Raw genomic sequence first — 18,848 nt, 5'->3', positions numbered from 1 at the left:
GGAAAACAACCGCACCGAAGTCATCAAGAACGACAGCCACCTGACCGTAGCGAACAACCGCTTCAGCCACACGCAGGGCAATAGCCACCACACGACCGATGGCGAGCATCGGGAAAGTATCGGTGCCGACTACAGCCTGACGGTAAACGGCAGCCATCACAATAAACAGGGTAAAAACCAACTGGTAGAAGCCGGTACTGAGATTCATCACAAAGCCGGCATGAAGATTGTGATTGAAGCGGGTGCGGAGGTAACGCTGAAAGCCGGTGGCAGTTTTGTGAAGGTGGATCCGAGTGGGGTGACGGTTTCGGGGCCGCTGGTGAGGATGAATTCTGGGGGTGGGCCGGGGAGCGGTAGTGCAACAGCGGAACAGGAACCCCTTAAACCGCCGAGACTTGGTGATCAAGAGCAGCCAAGCAATGGAGCTGACTATTTAGCTGAAACCTCTCAACGTGCAAACGCACTTGAAGAGTCGAGCTGGTCATTAGCTTCTGCGAATGTCGGTAAAGCACCGCTATTGAAACAAGCTGCCCAGGAAGGGGCATTAACTGTAACTGCTTGCGAGTTTGATGAACATGGACGCTGCGCACTACATCAACACACTTGAATCAGTAGCCCCACGGACAGCTATACCCTACGACTATGATTTCGCTGTGTTGGATCTCGCAAGCTCAGACAAGATGCTTGAATTGATCTATGCAGGAATGATGGAGGAGCCACTCGAGTGGTGGAGCCTCTTCGAAGGCACCAGCTGGCAATCTGATTGGGACAATGGGCCAATCCTTGTGGACCTCAGGAATGCTGTGAGCTTTCGCGCAGAGCTAAGTTCCCAACTTGAATCCTCACCGCAAGGCATCTTGTTCAAATCGGATACCGCTGTGGATGAGCTACGTCAGCACCTATCTCACTGGTTAACTGAATCCAGCCCCGGGTCCGAGCAACTCCTGCGATTTTATGAACCCAGAATGTTCGGCCCTCTACTCTGTATTCTCGCGGATCAAAGGGGTCAGAAACTGATATCTGTTGGCTCTTCCTGGTGCTGGCATGATACCCATGGCTGGCGGCAAGCCGTTCCTAAAAAATACGTCAATAAATTTGAGATAGATCCCGATCCGGTACTGGTTTCGCCACTGGAGCTCAAGGCTTCAGAGCTATACTGGCTGGCTGCTGAAGCTTGCGGGTATGCCGCCTACTACGCCGACGCTCTGCCCGAGACAGAAGCACCCGAATGTTGGGTTTTTGACATTCTGCATACTGCTAAGAATGTCGGCTTTGCCCATGCAGAGCTCATGGAGCGCTGGTTGAGAATGGCTATTCAATATGGGGAAGGTTTCTATCTTACCGAGCCCGCCCACACTGCATTTTCCAATGGGGAACTCCCCGCTCCGGATCGCCTAGTTACTATGGAAAGCTTGATGGAGAGTGTTTATGCAAACAACCTATAGAGTCCAACGCGGAGACACTCTCTCTGCCATTGCTGTTCAGCATCAAACATCTATTGCAGAACTGCAGGCTATCAATCCGCAGATCACCAACAAGGATCACATTCAGATTGGCTGGGAGCTAAAAATCCCTGCGAATGAGAGTTCAGAAAAGGTAAATGGCTCTAAAACCTTGCGATCACCTCGTTCCACCAACAATAAATCCAAAGGCCAAGCCAGCTGCACGGAGTGCTCAGAGGAGTACACGGAAATCATTCACGTTACAGGAGCAAGTGATGACGAATGGTGCGTAGCCTTGCCAGAGAGTGCGGCTAGAGAACTTTTACAAGAAGTCGAACTCGTTGACGAGCTCATGGCAGAGTTTAAAGAAGCTCAAAACGCGCACCATGATCCGAAATCCGGTGAGCCGAGCCCCAAGCGTCGATGGATGCAAAAAACTGAGAAAATGGGCGTGATCGCGCCATCTCCCGATGAACGCGAAGACGCTAGGGTAAACAAAGCTTCACAGATCAGCTCACAAATTGCGGCGATTGATGAACAAATTAGGTGGTACAACGATTACGATTCTGACTATTTGATGTCCTATGTAAGCGATGATGCGCAGAAGAGGGAAGACGTTGAAACCGCGGCCAAAGAGAAGCGCTTGGCCATGTTGCGAGAAGAGCGGCGCACGTTAGTCAGTCAACTTGAGAAAGGTAGTGCCTCCAGTGGCGTGAAGGGCAACGGATTAAAATCATCGGATTTTTTAGGTACTCATGGAAACACCACTGAGTACGGGTTTGGAGCAAACCGAAGCACACGCAAGGAAACCGGTGTAATTGAAATCATGATCGTGAGTCGCCCCGGGCGCTGGCATTACATTCGGCGAGAGGCGTACCAAAGGCTGGTGACGACTTATGCTTCGGTTCGGTACGTTAAGAAAACCCGCGCCATAGCCAATGTCCTGAAAAACAAATCTGAGACTGGGTCTGTTCTAGCTGGACAGGTTCTAGAAGGCATTTCCGCTGATGCCTCAAAAAGTCTTGTCGGTAACATTGAGGTCGCCTTTGCACGAACCAGTGACCAGCACTATTTACTTGGCGAAGAGCACTCAAAACTAACGTGGTCATCCGGCGGTGATGATGAAAGCCCTGTCGAAAACAACTTCCAAGTAAGCGCTGAAGCTCATCTCATGCGCTTTGCAATGCAGGCAAGCGCAGGTGTGAATGCCTTTGATCTAAGTGCCGGAGAAATTGATATTGGGACTAAAGCAAGCGCGTCGATGGCGCTGATGGAGGCAGAGGTAAAGCTAGCCGAGGTATTTGTCCCGCACGAATCTGGCTGGGATTGCCGATTCACCTATAAAAACCGAAACGGTGAGCTGACGGATATGGCCTTCGGGGCTTTTAGGTTTAAGGGAGAGATTACCTTGAGCTGTTTCGCTGGTGGGAGAGCCAGCGGTGAAGCCAACGCCAGGCTTTCTACGGGCGCAGCATCGTTTCTGCTCTCTGACGAGAAAAAAGTAGAAGCGAGCCCTAGTGCTGGCCTTGCTGTCACCGGTAACGCGTTCGCAGGAGCCGAGGCTGGTGGAACAGTGGGTGGGCAGTTTAGCTGGGTTCACCCCAGTGATCAGTATAAAAACAATGCTGATTGGCAGGACCTATTCAAGATATCAGCGGGTGGAACTCTAGCGGTTGGCGCTGGGGCGGGGTTTGATTTTCAGCTCAAAGTAGAACAAAACAAAATAGTTCTTGTTTGCAAAGGGCGTCTGGTTTTTGGTCCAGGTGCCAGTGGCTCTTTTGGGTCAGAAATAGGGGCGGATAAGGTTTGGAATCTTGCCAAGACAGTTTTCGAAGTTCTGGCGGAAGCGGACTACCACTTCTTATCCAATATCCAAACGACACTGTTTACACAGTGGACGCAAGCGTTATTTTTGGCTCTTTCCGACCCAACAAAAACTATAACCAATTTATTGATTAGTCCTGTAGACGATTTCTCACGAATTTGGAGAGCACGGGCCGACAGAAAATCTGCCGCTGAACAGCTAGCTTCTCAGATTCTAAAAGAAGCAAAAAGCAAGAAAGCTTTAGAAGACCTTGAGTTTAATGGTTTGCCCTATCATCAGCTGCCGCCAGAGACGTTAGGTATGATGATGTCGACACTTTGCGATACATTTATCGACAGTTGGGAAGAGGGGCAGGAAAAAGCGTTACTGGTCCTCGTTTCACAAATTTCAACTTGGCGTAAGTTTTTTGAAACTCTTGAGCACATGTCAGAGGACGGTAAAAAGGTTAATCCGATGAATAGCTTAAGAAAGCTCTCGGCAATATTGGATGACGGACTGTCGGACAGCCAGCTTTCGCAATTTCACCGCTGGATAATGACTGATTTAGCCGTAAAACCCACAAAGAGATCATTGAACTTAGCTTGGGTCCCAATACCGATACAACAAAAGTCCGAGCGTTTGGTTACACGCATTGCGATGTTCCAGGAAAGTCAGGATCGATATATGGCCTAACGCTGCCCACACCTGAAACCTTGGGCTTCGTAGTAAAATTTTTCAACTGGAGGGCGACTATCTCTGAGGATGGTGGTCTTGCTAGAGGCCCCGGTGCGGAAACCTCCAGATCGAACCACCTTGGCTTCCCCTGTTTCGGGCCCTGTTGGATTGTTCTCAGGGCTTTCCTGATAGTAAGTCTCTGAGTACCAGTCATTGACCCACTCGGCGCTGTTAGATGTCATATGGTGCATGCCCAATGGGTTGGGAGGAAAGCTGTCCACCGGGTAGAGGCGACGCATGCCATCGTTAGGGGGGGTGTTCTCTCCTGGAAGCCACTCGCCATTATTGGTAGCAACGCGAACTTTCTCGCCCCTATTTCTGGCAGCGAATTCCCATTGCGCCTCAGTCGGCAGATCAATATTTCGATCAGCTAACTCTCCTATCCATAAACAATAGTCTTTGGCCTCTTGCCAAGTTTTGGTCCAAGCGGGCAGGTTTGGCTCAAACAAATGCTTACGGTCTTCGCGAGCACGCAGTTCGGGCGCATAAGGTTCACGGCCCATGATTTCTCGGTACAAGTCAAAATCACCAAGATTTGTTTCGTATTTCGAGAGGTAATAGTCGTTCAGAGTCACTTTGTGGAGGTGGTCGTTATGGGGCCAAATATCAATGTTGCAGAGTTGCTCGGAGCCGGGCTCACAGGGCCAGCCAAACTCACCCATCATAAAACTTCCACCCTCAACAAAAACCATGTTATCCAGAGCGCGGACCACTAAGTCTGTAACTGCTTCTTTCTGCGACCAGGACAAGTCTGGGTGGTGCTCCTGAACTCGGGCCTGAATCTCATTTATCTCGGATTCGCTAAGAGTCTCGCTAGTCACCGATGTGCAGCCTGATAGCGCGGTGATGCAAGTGAGTAGGGCGCGAAGGGTGTAGGCAATAAGCCGGTGTTTCGTCATGGGTACGGTGTCCTTTCCGTCTTATGATCAGCTGTTAGGTGATTTTACAGAAATGCACGAAAGGGCTCTATGAAGGAATGCCCATCTTGGTGCTAGGTTGGCCATCATAAATTTAATGAATGATCGAAGCTCGTTCCGAGTGGTGTCTGTGGCAAAAAAGCCCCCGAAGGGGCTAACTAAGTGGCCGATTAGACACGTTCAATCAGTGGCTGATCATCCAGGGGCGCATGGAAGGGAACATCTTTTTCCCGTCAGCGGTATAAAACAGCATGTGTTTGCCGTCTGACTTCTTCTTGCAACCGCAACTTTTCCGGTGTTCTGCATCCCGTGCACGCTGGTCGGCGGTAGAGATGATCGGCTCATGTCTGGCTTTCTCATTGCGAGCCTGAGCCTTGCGCCGAGCTGGATCCATGGCCAGTATCTCCGGAGGCAACACAATCACCCGTGGCGACAGCGCCATGCACTCAGGACAGTTTGCCGGATGTCCGGCTTCGGCCATGGTGCCCAGTTCCTGGAATAAACCGTGCTCCCGGCACTTGTAGTCATACAGCGGCATGGTTTATTACTCCTTGTCTGGTGACAGGGGTACGTCGGTGCCCGGGGTAACCATCTTCTTCGGACCTTCAGCCGTGGGGTTGATGTCGAAGTCGAAGATTTCCGTTGGCAGCCACAAAGTTGCGCAAGCATTGGGTACGTCCACCACGCCACTGATATGGCCTTCCACCGGTGCGCAGCCGAGCAGTGCATAGCCTTGGGCTGGTGTATAGCCAAATTTGGTCAGGTATTCGATGGCATTCAGGCAGGCCTGGCGATAGGCCACCTGCACATCCAGGTAATGCTGCTGGCCTTCCTCATCCACCGAAATACCTTCAAAGATGACATAGTCTTCGTAGCGGGGCTTGATGGTACTAGGCTTAAACACCGGGTTCTTGATGCCGTACTTGGACATGCCATCTTTGATCAGATTAACCCGCAGGTGAATCCAGCCGGCCATTTCAATCGCGCCGCAGAAAGTGATTTCACCGTCGCCCTGACTGAAGTGCAGATCGCCTACCGACAGGCCGGCACCCTTCACATACACCGGGAAGTAGGCCTTGGAGCCCCGTGACAGATCTTTGATATCACAGTTACCACCGTGCTCACGGGGCGGCACGGTACGGGCGGCTTCGGCTGCGGCTTCCTTGGCGGCGTCACCGGCAAGTTTGCCCAGGTGCGCAGTATCGGCGAACGGCATGTTGGCCAGCCCGGGTACGCGATTCGGCTCGGTGTCGTAGAGTTCTTTCTCTCGACGGTTCCATTCCATCAACATTTCTTTAGACGGCAGGCAACCGATCAAGCCGGGGTGGATCATGCCGGCGAATTCCACATTCGGGATGTGGCGGGATTTGGTGAACATGCCGTTGAAATCCCAGATGGATTTCTGGGCCTCAGGGAAATGCTCCGTCAGGAAGCCGCCACCATTTTTCTTGGCGAAGAAACCGTTGAAACCCCATTGGCTGTCCTGAAACGCACCAATGTCCAAAATGTCCACTTCTAACAGGTCACCCGGCTCAGCGCCTTCGACGGCAACAGGTCCAGACAGGAAATGCACCTGAGTCAGATCCACGTCCCGGATATCGTCAGCGCAGTCATTGTTTTTGATCTGCCCACCAGTCCAGTCGTAGCATTCCAGAACGAAATCGTCCCCTGGCTTGACCGTCGCCGCCATGGGAATGTCCGGGTGCCAACGGTTATGAATTTGCTCATTCTCGTAAGCGGATTTGCTTCTGTCGATCTTGATAAGGGTTTCGGCCATAACGGGCGCTCCTAGTTTCTTGACTTCAGGGTTCAAACCGGTGATACGCAGTGCCTGATGGCTTCTGCGCTGACGTAATTCACTATCGGCGATCGCTGCCTGTGGTGGTATTCGCGAAATGCCCCCAGCGCCTACGTCATTCGACGTATTGGTGCACAGTAACGGTCCTGTTCTGTACGTTGGCTTCAAATCGTTTGCAGTCAGGATGCGCCAGCAGGGCTCTGGCTACCGCCGGTTCCAGACGCTGGCGAAAAGCTCGCAACATCTCCCGGGCGCCGTAACGGGCATCGTAGCCGCGGGACAGTTCGGTCCGAAGCTCCGTCGACAGAGACAACTCGGCGTGTTTTTTGCTCAGCCGCCGATTAAGACCCGCCAATTCGATGTCCAGCAAAGCTTCCAGCCAGTTATCCGTAAGACTGTTGAACGTAAGAATCTGATCAATCCGGTTCAGAAACTCCGGATCGAAATGACGACGCAGGGCGGTATCACGTAGGGACTCTCCCTGATCGGGTGATAATCCGAACCAACGGCGCCAGCCCGTTTGATAACGTTGTTGATGCGCCTCGGCATCCAGTGCGCCGGCGTTGCTGGTCATGAAAATCAGGGTGTTGCGAAAATCGATCTCCCGATTGCCGGAGGGGAGTATCAACCGGCCGGTGTCCAGTACGTTTAGCAGGGTGCGGACCACCTCTTTGCTGGCTTTCTCGATTTCATCGAAAAGCACTATGCCTGGCTTGCTGAACGAGCCCTGAACCTTGTCTAGATCAAACAGGCTGTGGCCTTCTTTACTACCCACGTAGCCTGGCGGTGCACCGGTAAGTGCAGCCGCGTAGTGTTCCTGGGCCAGGGTGTTCATATCGATACGACACAGCCCATCCCGGTTGCCATGAATGGCTTCGGCAATGAGGCGTACGGTTTCGGTTTTACCAACCCCGGTGGGGCCAAGAAACAGGTGAACCGCCAGCGGTCGATTTTCCTCACCGATATCGGCCTTCACCCGCACCAGCATGGATTCCATCGCAGTCAGGGCTTCATCCTGTCCCACAATGTTCTCCTGCAGGCGGGACATAACAACATTTGGCTCAAAGCGAAACCGGGAAACACGAACCGGGCCTGAAGCGGCCCGGTTCTTTTCAATGGATTCCCGATTGGCTTCCAGCCGCTCATTAATAAACGGCATCAGCGCCTCCCGGCTTTAAGCTCCTGCAGACTTTTCTTTGCCGTCGAACGGCAAGGAACCCACCGGGCACTCAGCGGTGCCGACGGTCTTCCTGGTCATTGCCTCAACATTTTCCTGAGCTTTCTGAGCATCCATTACCCAGGTGCGATAGAACTCGAACGGACAGTCTGCCACGCCCTTGTCGCCGTCGCCGGAGTTATGCACACCCGTGTAGCCCCGGTGCAAGAGTTTGAACAGATGGTTCTGGGACTGGTCATTGGCACGAGCATCGCGAATCTGGCTGATCGAAAGCTGGGCATACTGAATACCCATGTCTTCCTCACCACACTCACCCAGCGTGCGACCGTCGAAGCCGATGATTGCGGAGTGGCCAAAGTAGGAGTAAACCCCGTCAAAGCCGGATGCGTTTGCTACCGCCACGTAGCAGTTGTTCGCCCAAGCCATGCTCTTGGACATCAGCACCTGCTGCTCCTTGGCCGGATACATGTAGCCCTGGCAACGGACGATCAGCTCGGCACCCTTCATGGCGCAATCCCGCCAGATTTCCGGGTAGTTGCCGTCATCACAGATGATCAGGCTGATCTTCATACCCTTCGGACCTTCGCTGACGTAGGTGGTATCACCCGGATACCAGCCCTCAATCGGACACCAAGGCACACACTTGCGGTATTTCTGAACAATCTCACCTTCGTTATTGATGAGAATCAGAGTGTTGTAAGGCGCCTTATTCGGGTGGTCCTCGTGACGCTCGCCGGTCAAAGAGAAAATGCCCCAGGTATTCGCCTCACGGCAGGCGGCGGAGAAAATGGCCGTTTCGTCACCGGGAATCGTGGCAGCGGTTTCCATCATCTCGTCGTTGTCGTACATGATGCCCATGGTGCTGTATTCCGGGAACACCACCAGATCCATCCCCGGCAAACCAAGTTTCATACCCTTGATCATTTCCGCAATATTGCGGGCGTTGTCTAACACCTCGGCTTTGGTGTGTAACCGGGGCATCTTGTAATTCACTACCGCCACGCCGACGGTATCGTTACTGCTGGAAATATCACCGTGTCTCATAAGTTACTCTCCCGAAAATCTTACTCAGAATTTTGGCCGGTGGGGTGGGGCATTTCTTCCGAAACCGGATGCGCCAGGGATGCCGCATCCGAGACTACATGGATGTATTTACGGTGTGTTTCGGAAGAAATGCCCCGCCGCAGCGGCATGCATCAAACTAAACGGCCAGATAACTGGCAATCTTCTCCTGATCCGCCTCGCCCCGGCTCTCTTCGTGGACGATGGCGCCCTTCTCGATCACCAGAATCCGATCCGCCGCATCCATCACAAAACTCAGCACCTGTTCCGACACCACAATAGACAAGCCACGCTCATCCCGGATGCGCCGCAGGGTCTGGGCGATTTCCTTGATGATGTTGGGCTGAATGCCTTCAGTAGGTTCATCAAGCAGCAATACCTTGGGCCGAGTGGCCAGTGCGCGGGCAATGGCCAGCTGTTGCTGCTGGCCGCCAGACAGGTTGCCGCCCCGTCGGTTTTGCATTTCCTTGAGCACCGGGAACATCTCGTACAGATCTTCTGGCACCTTCTTCTCGCCCACCGCGGCGAGGCCGGTTTCAATATTTTCTCTCACCGTAAGGGTCGGGAAGATCATCCGCCCTTGGGGGACAAAACCGAGACCGGCGCGTACTCGCTGATAACTTTTAAGTCGGGTTAGATCCGTGCCATCCAGGCTGACTTCGCCACCTTTGGTCGGAGTCATGCCAATAAGGGACTTCATCAGCGTGGTTTTACCCATACCATTGCGACCAACCACAGCCACAATTTCGTTTTTTTTCACATCCAGATTCAGGTCCCGGATGATGGTACTTTGGCCGTAAGCCACCAAGTGGTGTTTGATGCTCAGCATGATCAATGCCCCAGATAGACTTCGATGACTTTAGGATCCGACTTCACATGATCGATGGACCCTTCCGAGAGAACCTTGCCCTGATGCATGACGGTGACCCGGTCGGCGATGTCGCCGACAAACTGCATGTCATGCTCAATCACCAGAACCGTATGGTTCTGGGTAATCACCCGGAGCAGTTCCGCCGTCTTCTTCCTTTCTGCCACAGACATGCCGGCGACGGGTTCGTCCAGCATCAACAGATCCGGTTTTTGAATCAGTAGCATGCCGATCTCCAGCCACTGTTTCTGGCCGTGGCTGAGCAGGGCGGCAGGCTCGTGCAGCGCTTCGGTGAGGAAGATGGTTTTTGCCACATCTTCCACCGCCTCAATAACCCCCGCATCCCGCTTAAACGCCAGCGCACCCATAACGCTGTGGCCTTCGGGATAAGACACCTCAAGGTTCTCAAACACCGTCAGGTCCTCGAAGACAGACGGGGTCTGGAATTTCCGGCCCACGCCTGAATGGACAATCTGGTGCTCTTTGAGTTTGGTCAGCTCCTTGCCCGCAAACTTGATGGAACCGGATGTCGCCTTGGTTTTGCCGCAGATCAGATCCAGCACCGTCGTCTTGCCCGCGCCGTTGGGGCCAATGATGACCCTGATTTCCTTGGGGTCGAGATAGAAGGACAAGTCGTCGACTGCCTTGAAGCCATCGAAGGAGACGGTTAGGCCCTCAACCGCCAGCAGAAAATCCCCACTGTTGCTCTTGTTTGTACTCATCACGATTTCTCCGGACTGTAGTTGCCTGCCATTGGACTAAAACCCTCGGCTTGTTCAGCCGCCGGCTTGGCCACCACAGGTGCGGTTTCACTCTTGCTGCGCTTGAAGACCTTATTTTCCAAGGGCATAACGTAGCTCTTGTAGAGCCCCGCCAGGCCGTTCGGGAAAGCCAGCACCACACCGATGAACAGGGCGCCCATGGCAAAAGGCCAAAGCTCTGGGAAGGATTCGGAGAAACCACTCTTAGCGGCGTTGACCAGCAGGGCGCCGTAGACAGCACCAAGGATGGACAGGCGGCCGCCAAGGGCGCAGAAAATGACCATCTCGATGGAGGCAACGATGCCGATGAACGATGGGGACATGAAGCCCACCAAAAGCGTGAACAACGCGCCACCGATGCCAGCGAAGGCCGCCGCCAGACAGAAAACAAAGATTTTGAAGGCCGCCACGTCATAGCCGGAGAAACGCACCCGCATTTCCTGTGCGTTCATGGCGACGAGGATACGGCCCAGCTTCCGGTTCTGAACAAGGCGCGCTGCGAACAGGCAAAGAAAGAGCATGCCGACGCAGACGAAATACAGAATATTCCTAGCCTCATCGGTACGGATGTCCCAGCCCATCAAAGTCTGCAAGTCGGTAATGCCATTCACGCCGCCGGTATAGCCCTGTTGCCCGATAATCAGGATGGTCAGCACCGCCGCAATGGCCTGAGTGATGATGGCGAAATAAACGCCGCCCACCCGCCGGGTGAACATGGCAATGCCGATGACGAACGCCAGCAGAGTCGGCACACCAATAACCGCCAACAAAGTGAATGAGAAACTGTGGAACGGCTCCCAAAACCAGGGCAGCTCGGTGAGCTGGTTCCAGTCCATAAAGTCCGGAATACCGGGCGTGGACTGAATAGCGGTGGCCTCCGGTGTGGAGGCCTCCAGCTTCAGGAACATGGCCATGCAGTATCCGCCCAGGCCAAAGAACACACCCTGGCCAAGACTGAGGATGCCAGCTTTACCCCAGCACATGACCAAGCCAATCGCGACGAACGCGTAGGTGAGGTATTTGCCCACCATATTCAGCCGGAACGGATCCAGAGCCAGCGGCAGGATAACCACCAGCAGGAAAGCCAGTGCGAGGTAATACAGCCCCTCTCGGGAAACAAACCACTTCATAAGGGATGAATGCTTCATGACAATCTCCTAGCGACGGACCTTCAAGGCCATGAGTCCTTCCGGACGTATCATCAGAATTCCGATCACAACCAGCAGGGTCAGTACCTTGGCCATGGAACCACTGAGGAAGAATTCCATGGTGGACTGGGCCTGTGAGATGCCGAAGGCCGATATGATGGTTCCGATCAGGCTTTGGGCGCCGCCAAACACCACAACAAGGAAGGTATCGACGATGTAAGCCTGGCCTGATGAAGGGCCGGTTGACCCGATCATGGTGAATGCGGCACCGGCAATACCGGCAATGCCACAGCCAAGAGCGAAGGTGGCCCGGTCTATGCCCGCACTGTTGATTCCTACGGATTCTGCCATCGGGCGATTCTGGACCACGGCGCGAACCTTCTTGCCATAGCCAGAGCGATACATAAGCAGGTACACACCCACAGCAACCGACAGTGCAATGACCATGACGAACAGTCCGTTAATTGGCAGGTCGACCATGTCAGTCACCTGAATAGCGCCCATCATCCACTCGGGCAGATCGACGCCCACTTCCCGGGCTCCAAAGATGGAACGGTACGCCTGCTGCATTATCAGGCTCAGGCCCCATGTGGCGAGCAGGGTGTCGAGTGGTCGGTTGTAGAGATGCCTTATCATGAGCCACTCAACGAGTGCTCCCAATGCGGCACAAATCAGGAAGGCCAGAACCATGGCGATGAAGAAGTACCCGCCGAAAAGTCCTGGCATGTAGGATTGGAAAAATCCGGATGTCAGATAGGTTGTGTAGGCACCGAGGATCATGAACTCCCCGTGGGCCATATTGATCACCCCCATCTGTCCAAAAATGATCGCAAGGCCCAGAGCCATCAGCACGAACACTGAAAACAGGGAGAGCCCGGCAAACCCCTGCATGGCAAATATCGACATCAATTCACTGCTGGTGTAGCCATCGAACATGACGCTTACTCCCCGATCAAACCAATATGCTTATCGTTTTAGAGGCAATAGATGCCGGCGCCTCAGGGCGCCGGCTATCCAAACTTACTGGTAACCTTCAGGGAACGGGTCTGGCTCCATCAGCTCTTCAGTCTCGTGAACCACTTTGTACTGACCATCAAGCTGGGCCTGACCGATGCGGGTCTTGGACCATAGGTGATGGTTTTCGTGGATACGCACATAGCCTTCTGGTGCTTTGTCGAATTCAATGCCAGCGAACTCTTCGCGGATTTTGTCGATATCGAAGGAACCGGCCTTTTCAACTGCTGCTTTCCACAACCATGGGCCGAGGTAAGCTGCCTGGGTAACATCACCGATAACCATGTCATCGCCGTAGGCTTCCTTGAAAGCCGCAACGAAGTCTTTGTTGTTGGGATTGTCCAGACTCTGGAAGTACTTCATGGAGGCGTAGATGCCTTCCACGTTCTCACCACCGATGCCGCGGATTTCGTCCTCGGTCACAGAGATGGTTAGTAGCAGAGGCTTCTCATCGGTGAAATCCACACCAGCGGCTTTCATTTGCTTGTAGAAAGCTACGTTGGAACCGCCCACGACAGACGCAAAGATAACGTCCGGCTTCTTGAGCTTGATCTTGTTGATAACCGAGTTGAACTGGGTGTGGCCCAGTGGGTAATACTCTTCACCCACAACTTTTAGCCCCAGTTTGTCGATGTGCTTGCGGGCAATCTTGTTGGAGGTGCGTGGCCAGATATAATCCGAACCCAACAGATAGAATGTCTTGGCACCTTTGGTTTCAACCGCCCAGTCGATGCTCGCAAGAATCTGCTGGGTAGCTTCCTGTCCGGTGTAGACAACGTTGGGGGACTGTTCCAGGCCCTCGTAGAAAGTGGGGTAGTACAGCATGCCATTGAACTGCTCAATCACTGGCAGAATGGCTTTGCGGGATGCTGAAGTCCAGGCACCGAAAATAGCCGCTACATTGTCCTGACGTAGCAGCTTACGGGTTTTTTCTGCAAAAGTAGGCCAGTCACTGGCCCCGTCTTCCTGAACAAATTTAATCTGGCGACCGAGTACACCGCCGGAGGCGTTAATTTGGTCAATGGCGAGCTTTTCCGCCTGCACTGAACCGATCTCGCTGATGGCCATTGTGCCGGTAATCGAGTGCAGTATGCCGACCGTGACCGTATCATCGGTAACCGCTAGCCCTGTGGTGTTGACCTCAGCGGTGCTTGGTGTTGCCGCTTGTACAGACGTAGCCAGCATGACGGACGCCGCCAGTGTCATCAGGCTCTTTCGAAACCCTGACCCCTTCCCATCTGACCGCTCGATGGCGGTTGTCTCTGTCGTACCCATGGTGAATCCTCACAGTGTTTGAAAAGCCGGTGCTGAGCATCCTTTCGGAAGCACAGCGCCCACCCCAAACATTGTGCTTGGCCCCTTTATAGGCGCCCATTCGGCAATCGCCCCAGCGAACTACGTCATTTGACGCATTCCGGTGCCGGACAACACAGGCTAAAACGCAGGTGCTCAAATCAAATGTGACTGCTTTTTTCGGTGCAGCAGGCTATGGCACGGAACTTGAAGTGACTTTCAATTCCGGCACACCGAACCACAGAACTGCACCAAAACCGGGCAAGGTACCAATGGCCGCAAGACAAAATATTTTCCGGGTTAGGCGCCGATACAACCAATGGGTAGCCAATCAGACCCTTGAGGACTACGCTCTGCGCTTTACCGCCAAGAGTGCCCGGCGCTGGTCTGCAGTACGGGTCTCCAATACCGCTCTGGGCGCAATTTCATTCCTGGCCATGGAAGCCATTGGCGGCTCCATCACCTTGTACTACGGCTTTGATAATGCGGTGGCTGCGATTCTTGCGGTCAGTCTCGTGATCTTTCTGACTGTCATCCCGATCAGCTATTACGCTGCCCGCTACGGGGTCGATATTGACCTGCTCACGCGGGGCGCCGGGTTTGGCTATATCGGATCAACAATCACATCGCTTATATACGCCAGTTTCACGTTCATATTTTTCGCCATTGAAGCCGCCATCATGGCCATGGCTCTGGAAATGCTGTTCGATATTCCCTTGGTGTTCGGCTATCTGATCTGCGCTGTGGTCATTATTCCCCTGGTCATACACGGCATTACCACGATCAGCCGCTTTCAGGTCTGGACCCAGCCTGCATGGATCCTGTTACAACTGACGCCGTTCGTATTCATCATCTATGCAGACGCCTCCTCGGTCAGCGACTGGACCCGGTTTGAGGGGCTGAATACGGTCGCCGGACAAGGGCTTAATATAATCTCGTTCGGTGCGGCCGCTGCGGTTGTCTTTTCGTTGATCGCACAGGTTGGTGAACAGGTGGATTTTCTTCGCTTTATTCCAGAACCGAAAAATCCCAAGGAGAAACGGCGCTGGTGGTTGGCTGTCATGGCCGGTGGGCCAGGCTGGATTGTCATCGGGATGATCAAAATCCTGGCCGGTTCATTTTTGGTGGTATTGGCACTAAATCACGGCGTTTCCGCAACAGAGGCGGCTGACCCAACCCAGATGTACCTGGTGGCGTTTAATTACGTCACGGATTCCCCGGAAGTTGCCTTGGCCATGGCGGGAATTTTCGTGATTTTATGCCAATTAAAAATCAATGTGACGAACGCATACGCCGGCTCTATTGCCTGGTCAAACTTCTTCTCCCGCCTCACCCACAGCCACCCGGGGCGTGTGGTTTGGCTGTTCTTCAACGTGGCAATTGCGTTGCTGGTCATGGAATTGGGCGTATACAGGGCACTCGAGGAAACGTTGGGTTTCTACGGCATCATTGCCATCGCCTGGGTCGGCGCATTGGTGGCCGACCTTGTGATCAACAAGCCGCTCGGCCTGAGCCCCAGATATATCGAGTTCAAGCGGGCTCACCTATACGACATCAACCCTGTCGGTGTTGGGGCTATGTTCACCGCATCCGTCGTTGGGATCATCTGCCATACCGGTGTTCTTGGTGGTTACCCCCAAGCTCTGTCTCACTTTATTGCTCTAGGCGTAGCCCTTATAACCGCGCCGCTCATCGCTTGGAAGACAGGGGGGCGATTCTATACTGCGCGACCCTTCGTGCCCCTAGCTACAGATCACCAGTTGGTGCAGTGCACCATTTGTGAGCATGCATTCGAACCGGAAGATGTTACCAGTTGTCCAGCTTATGCCGGCACCATCTGTTCATTGTGTTGTTCTCTTGATGCACGCTGCGGAGATGCCTGCAAGCCAGGAGCGAGTTATCAGGAACAGCTTCAGCAATTTATGGGCAAGCTGCTCCCCAAACCGATCTTGAATCATCTGCGCTCGCGGCTGGGCCATTTTTTGACGCTCCTGTTCGTGATTAACGGTTTATCTGGCCTGTTGCTGTCACTGATCCACGTCAAGACACCCGTCGCCTCGACACCCGAGGCCCTGCTGTTGTCTGCGACCTTGTGGAAAGTCTTTTTTATTCTTTTGATCGTCACCGGTGTGATCTGCTGGCTGTTTGTGCTGGCCCATGACAGCCGGGTAGTGGCTGAGGAAGAATCCAGGCGGCAAACCCGCCTGTTAATGGAAGAAATCGTTGCGCACGAACGGACTGATCAGGCTTTGCAACAGGCCAAAGAGCAGGCTGAAGCCGCTAATGGGGCAAAAAGTCGCTACCTGACGGGAATCAGCCACGAACTCCGGTCACCGCTCAATTCGATTCTGGGCTATGCCCAACTCATGGAAAACGATGAGGCAATTCCCGCTCACCGCAAAGAGGCCGTAGGCGTGATCCGTCATAGCGGCGAATATCTGGCCGATCTGATTGAGGGGCTGCTGGACATTTCCAAGATCGAGGCCGGACGGCTCGATCTTCATCGGGATCAGGTGCGCATCGGGTTACTCATGGAACAACTGGTGACCATGTTCCGGTTGCAGGCTGAGGAGAAAGGCTTGGCCTTTGACTACCATTGCCCGTACCCACTGCCGGAGGTGGTGACGACGGATGAAAAGCGCCTGCGCCAGATCCTGATCAACCTGCTCTCCAACGCCATCAAGTACACGGATCGCGGAAGCGTTTCTCTGACATTGCGCTACCGCAGTCAGGTAGCGGAGTTTACGGTTCGGGATTCGGGTGAGGGAATTGCAGAGGAAAACCTGGAACGTATTTTTCGGCCCTTCGAACGCATTCGTCTCCCCGGGGAGAGTCGCATTGGCACCGGTCTTGGGCTGACGATTACTCGCTTGCTCACAGACATCATGGGGGGTGATATCAGCGTGGATAGCAAGCTTGGCCATGGCAGCACGTTCAAAGTCAGCCTTATGCTGTCCAGTGTTCACAGTTCTATTCCACGCTCCACCTCCGCGCCAGCTCGCCGGATTTATGGCTATCAAGGCGTCAGGCGTAAAGTCCTGCTGGTCGACGATGACTCTTCACATCGCCAGGTGATCCGCGCCATGTTATCGCCGCTGGGCTTCGAGATTATTGACATCGGCAACGCTCTCAAAGTGCTGGCTACTGTTGAAGCAGAGCGACCGGATCTTGTGCTTATGGACGTCTCCATGCCTGGCCAAACAGGTTGGCAGGCTCTGGAGCAATTGCGGGCAGACAAGCATACGGTTCCAGTGGTCATGGTGTCCGCTGATGCCAACGAGGGGCATCACTCAGTGGAGTCCACCCCTCTGTACGATGGCTACATTATCAAACCGGTACGTCTGAATCTGCTACTGGACACCATCGCTCGCGTGTTGGGGCTGGAATGGCGGTTCGAAAAAAGTGCTGAACCTCTGGCTCCGCTTCCCATACCTGAAGCCGGGGTATTGCCGCTTCCGGACATAGCGCGCCGACTAAAACTCGCGAGCCTGGCTCGAATAGGCCATCGCAAGGGTCTTCTGGAATCCTTGCACGACCTTAAACACAGTGGTGAGGCTGACGAGCGCTTTACAATAGAGCTGACCCGGCTTACCAATGATTTCCAGTTTGAGAAAATTATAGAACTTCTTAAGGTGACCGAACATGAAGCCTCATGATGACCGGAAAACCGTGGTGATGGTCGTGGATGACGCGATCGACTCCATCCGAATGATCAGCGATGCGCTCGAGGAAGCGGGTATGACCGTGCTGGTGGCGCTGGAAGGCAACCAGGCCCTGACCATCAGTCAGAACATCACTCCGGATGTTGTGCTTATGGATGCACTCATGCCGCAGATGGATGGCTTCGAAACTTGCAGGCGATTGAAGGAAAATCCGGCCTTTACCGATATTCCAATCATTTTTATGACCGGCCTGAGTGATACCGAGCATGTGGTGATGGGCCTGAAAGCCGGGGGAGTCGACTACGCAACCAAACCCATCAACACTACTGAACTACTGGCGCGCATGGAAGTGCATTTGGCCAACGCCCGGATGACACGAAGCGCGCGGACTGCGCTGGATACGGCTGGCCAGAACCTGTTTGCAGTGGATCAGGAAGGTAATTTGCTTTGGGGTACTCCCCATGTCTGTCGGTGTCTGCCAGATATTGGCCACCCGGACTTTCCGGCGATCCGTACCAAGCTCGCAGAATGGCTCAGTCACAATCTGGAAGCCGGGCATCAGATGCCGTTACATGCTTTGGATGTCCAGCATTCGGTCGAATACCTGGCATTGGTGGATGGCCGGGAGTACCTGCTTCGCTTGAAAACACCGCAGAACCAATCCAGCGCCACCGCAGCCTTGAGAGAACGCTTCCTGCTGACACAGAGAGAGTCCGACGTGCTGTTGTGGATAGCCAATGGCAAGACTAACCGGGAGATAGCGCAAATTCTGGAAATGAGCCCACGTACCGTGAACAAGCATCTGGAGCAAGTATTCCGGAAGCTAGGTGTCGAAAACCGAACCTCTGCTGCAGCCAGCGCTATTCGCTTGCTCGCCTCACAGTAACTGTAATTCTGCATTCTTATAGACCCTGCACCTGGACCATCTGCAATACGCTTGCACATAGGGATTCGACATTGTTCGCAGTGATAATCGCGCTTTTGATTCCAGGGATGGCATCAATCCGGACATTGTGCCGGTGTTGGTTGATGAAGGGAATTTCAAAAAGTATTGGGTAGATACGTCATTCTTGCCAAAGTTGGCTGGCTAGAAAAATCAACAATGCGCTAAGTGCTTGGGGGCGTTAGACTGTGCTTTTCATCCGGAATTCACTACAGGAGACTGCG

15 protein-coding genes are annotated in these 18,848 nt (G+C 53.6%); 5 read left to right on the top strand and 10 right to left on the bottom strand.

Going from position 1 to position 18,848, the window contains the following annotated elements; genetic code table 11:
- The 3 genes from ACNQ6O_RS10350 to ACNQ6O_RS10340 all read left to right on the top strand — a co-directional run.
- Positions 1-607: bacteriophage T4 gp5 trimerisation domain-containing protein (locus ACNQ6O_RS10350; RefSeq protein WP_418053135.1), on the top strand; the 607-nt coding region annotated here is incomplete at its 5' end.
- A complete protein-coding gene (locus ACNQ6O_RS10345; protein ID WP_418053134.1) occupies positions 576-1,445 on the top strand; it encodes a DUF4123 domain-containing protein in 870 nt (289 codons plus the stop codon). The genes ACNQ6O_RS10350 and ACNQ6O_RS10345, both read left to right, overlap by 32 nt.
- Positions 1,429-3,939, top strand: coding sequence for a LysM peptidoglycan-binding domain-containing protein (locus tag ACNQ6O_RS10340; protein ID WP_418053133.1), 2,511 nt, complete (start codon positions 1,429-1,431; stop codon positions 3,937-3,939). Before ACNQ6O_RS10345 ends, ACNQ6O_RS10340 begins: the two co-directional genes overlap by 17 nt.
- Here the strand turns inward: ACNQ6O_RS10340 and ACNQ6O_RS10335 are convergent.
- From ACNQ6O_RS10335 to urtA, 10 genes are all read right to left on the bottom strand, one after another.
- Positions 3,936-4,880 (bottom strand): formylglycine-generating enzyme family protein, encoded by a 945-nt coding sequence (locus tag ACNQ6O_RS10335; protein WP_418053132.1) that lies wholly within the window; start codon positions 4,878-4,880, stop codon positions 3,936-3,938. The two genes, ACNQ6O_RS10340 and ACNQ6O_RS10335, sit on opposite strands and share 4 nt — an antisense overlap.
- Before the next feature lie 202 nt (positions 4,881-5,082).
- A complete protein-coding gene (locus ACNQ6O_RS10330) occupies positions 5,083-5,436 on the bottom strand; it encodes a zinc ribbon domain-containing protein (protein ID WP_418053131.1) in 354 nt (117 codons plus the stop codon).
- A 6-nt stretch (positions 5,437-5,442) separates the two neighbouring features.
- Positions 5,443-6,675: a formamidase gene (gene fmdA, locus ACNQ6O_RS10325; RefSeq protein WP_418053130.1), complete on the bottom strand. Its 1,233-nt coding sequence runs from the start codon at positions 6,673-6,675 to the stop codon at positions 5,443-5,445.
- Between the two features lie 136 nt (positions 6,676-6,811).
- Positions 6,812-7,855, bottom strand: a complete 1,044-nt coding sequence (locus ACNQ6O_RS10320) for an AAA family ATPase (protein ID WP_418053129.1) — start codon at positions 7,853-7,855, stop codon at positions 6,812-6,814.
- A gap of 15 nt (positions 7,856-7,870) precedes the next feature.
- On the bottom strand, positions 7,871-8,917 hold the full coding sequence (locus ACNQ6O_RS10315; RefSeq protein ID WP_418053128.1) for an aliphatic amidase: 1,047 nt from the start codon (positions 8,915-8,917) through the stop codon (positions 7,871-7,873).
- A 157-nt stretch (positions 8,918-9,074) separates the two neighbouring features.
- Positions 9,075-9,764, bottom strand: coding sequence for an urea ABC transporter ATP-binding subunit UrtE (gene urtE, locus ACNQ6O_RS10310; RefSeq protein WP_418053127.1), 690 nt, complete (start codon positions 9,762-9,764; stop codon positions 9,075-9,077).
- A gap of 2 nt (positions 9,765-9,766) precedes the next feature.
- Positions 9,767-10,525 carry an urea ABC transporter ATP-binding protein UrtD gene (urtD, locus tag ACNQ6O_RS10305; protein WP_418053126.1) on the bottom strand — a complete coding sequence of 253 codons (759 nt, stop codon included), beginning with the start codon at positions 10,523-10,525 and terminating at the stop codon, positions 9,767-9,769.
- Positions 10,525-11,712, bottom strand: a complete 1,188-nt coding sequence (gene urtC, locus ACNQ6O_RS10300; protein WP_418053125.1) for an urea ABC transporter permease subunit UrtC — start codon at positions 11,710-11,712, stop codon at positions 10,525-10,527. Before urtC ends, urtD begins: the two co-directional genes overlap by 1 nt.
- A gap of 9 nt (positions 11,713-11,721) precedes the next feature.
- Positions 11,722-12,648 (bottom strand): urea ABC transporter permease subunit UrtB, encoded by a 927-nt coding sequence (gene urtB, locus ACNQ6O_RS10295; RefSeq protein WP_418053124.1) that lies wholly within the window; start codon positions 12,646-12,648, stop codon positions 11,722-11,724.
- 84 nt (positions 12,649-12,732) lie between these two features.
- Positions 12,733-13,911, bottom strand: a complete 1,179-nt coding sequence (gene urtA, locus ACNQ6O_RS10290; protein ID WP_418053379.1) for an urea ABC transporter substrate-binding protein — start codon at positions 13,909-13,911, stop codon at positions 12,733-12,735.
- Between the two features lie 380 nt (positions 13,912-14,291).
- Here urtA and ACNQ6O_RS10285 point away from each other — a divergent pair, with 380 nt between their 5' ends.
- Both ACNQ6O_RS10285 and ACNQ6O_RS10280 read left to right on the top strand, forming a co-directional pair.
- The gene (locus tag ACNQ6O_RS10285) at positions 14,292-17,675 is read left to right on the top strand and encodes an ATP-binding protein (RefSeq protein WP_418053123.1); all 3,384 of its coding nucleotides are present in this window, start codon (positions 14,292-14,294) and stop codon (positions 17,673-17,675) included.
- Complete coding sequence (locus ACNQ6O_RS10280) at positions 17,662-18,567, top strand: response regulator (protein ID WP_418053122.1); 906 nt, start codon at positions 17,662-17,664, stop codon at positions 18,565-18,567. The genes ACNQ6O_RS10285 and ACNQ6O_RS10280 overlap by 14 nt, the downstream gene beginning before the upstream one ends.
- Positions 18,568-18,848 lie beyond the last annotated feature (281 nt).

It is taken from the genome of Marinobacter sp. SBS5 (assembly GCF_048285575.1).
GTDB lineage: Bacteria > Pseudomonadota > Gammaproteobacteria > Pseudomonadales > Oleiphilaceae > Marinobacter.
Note: the sequence above shows the minus strand (reverse complement) of the source record. Positions and strands in the feature narration are given on the sequence as shown.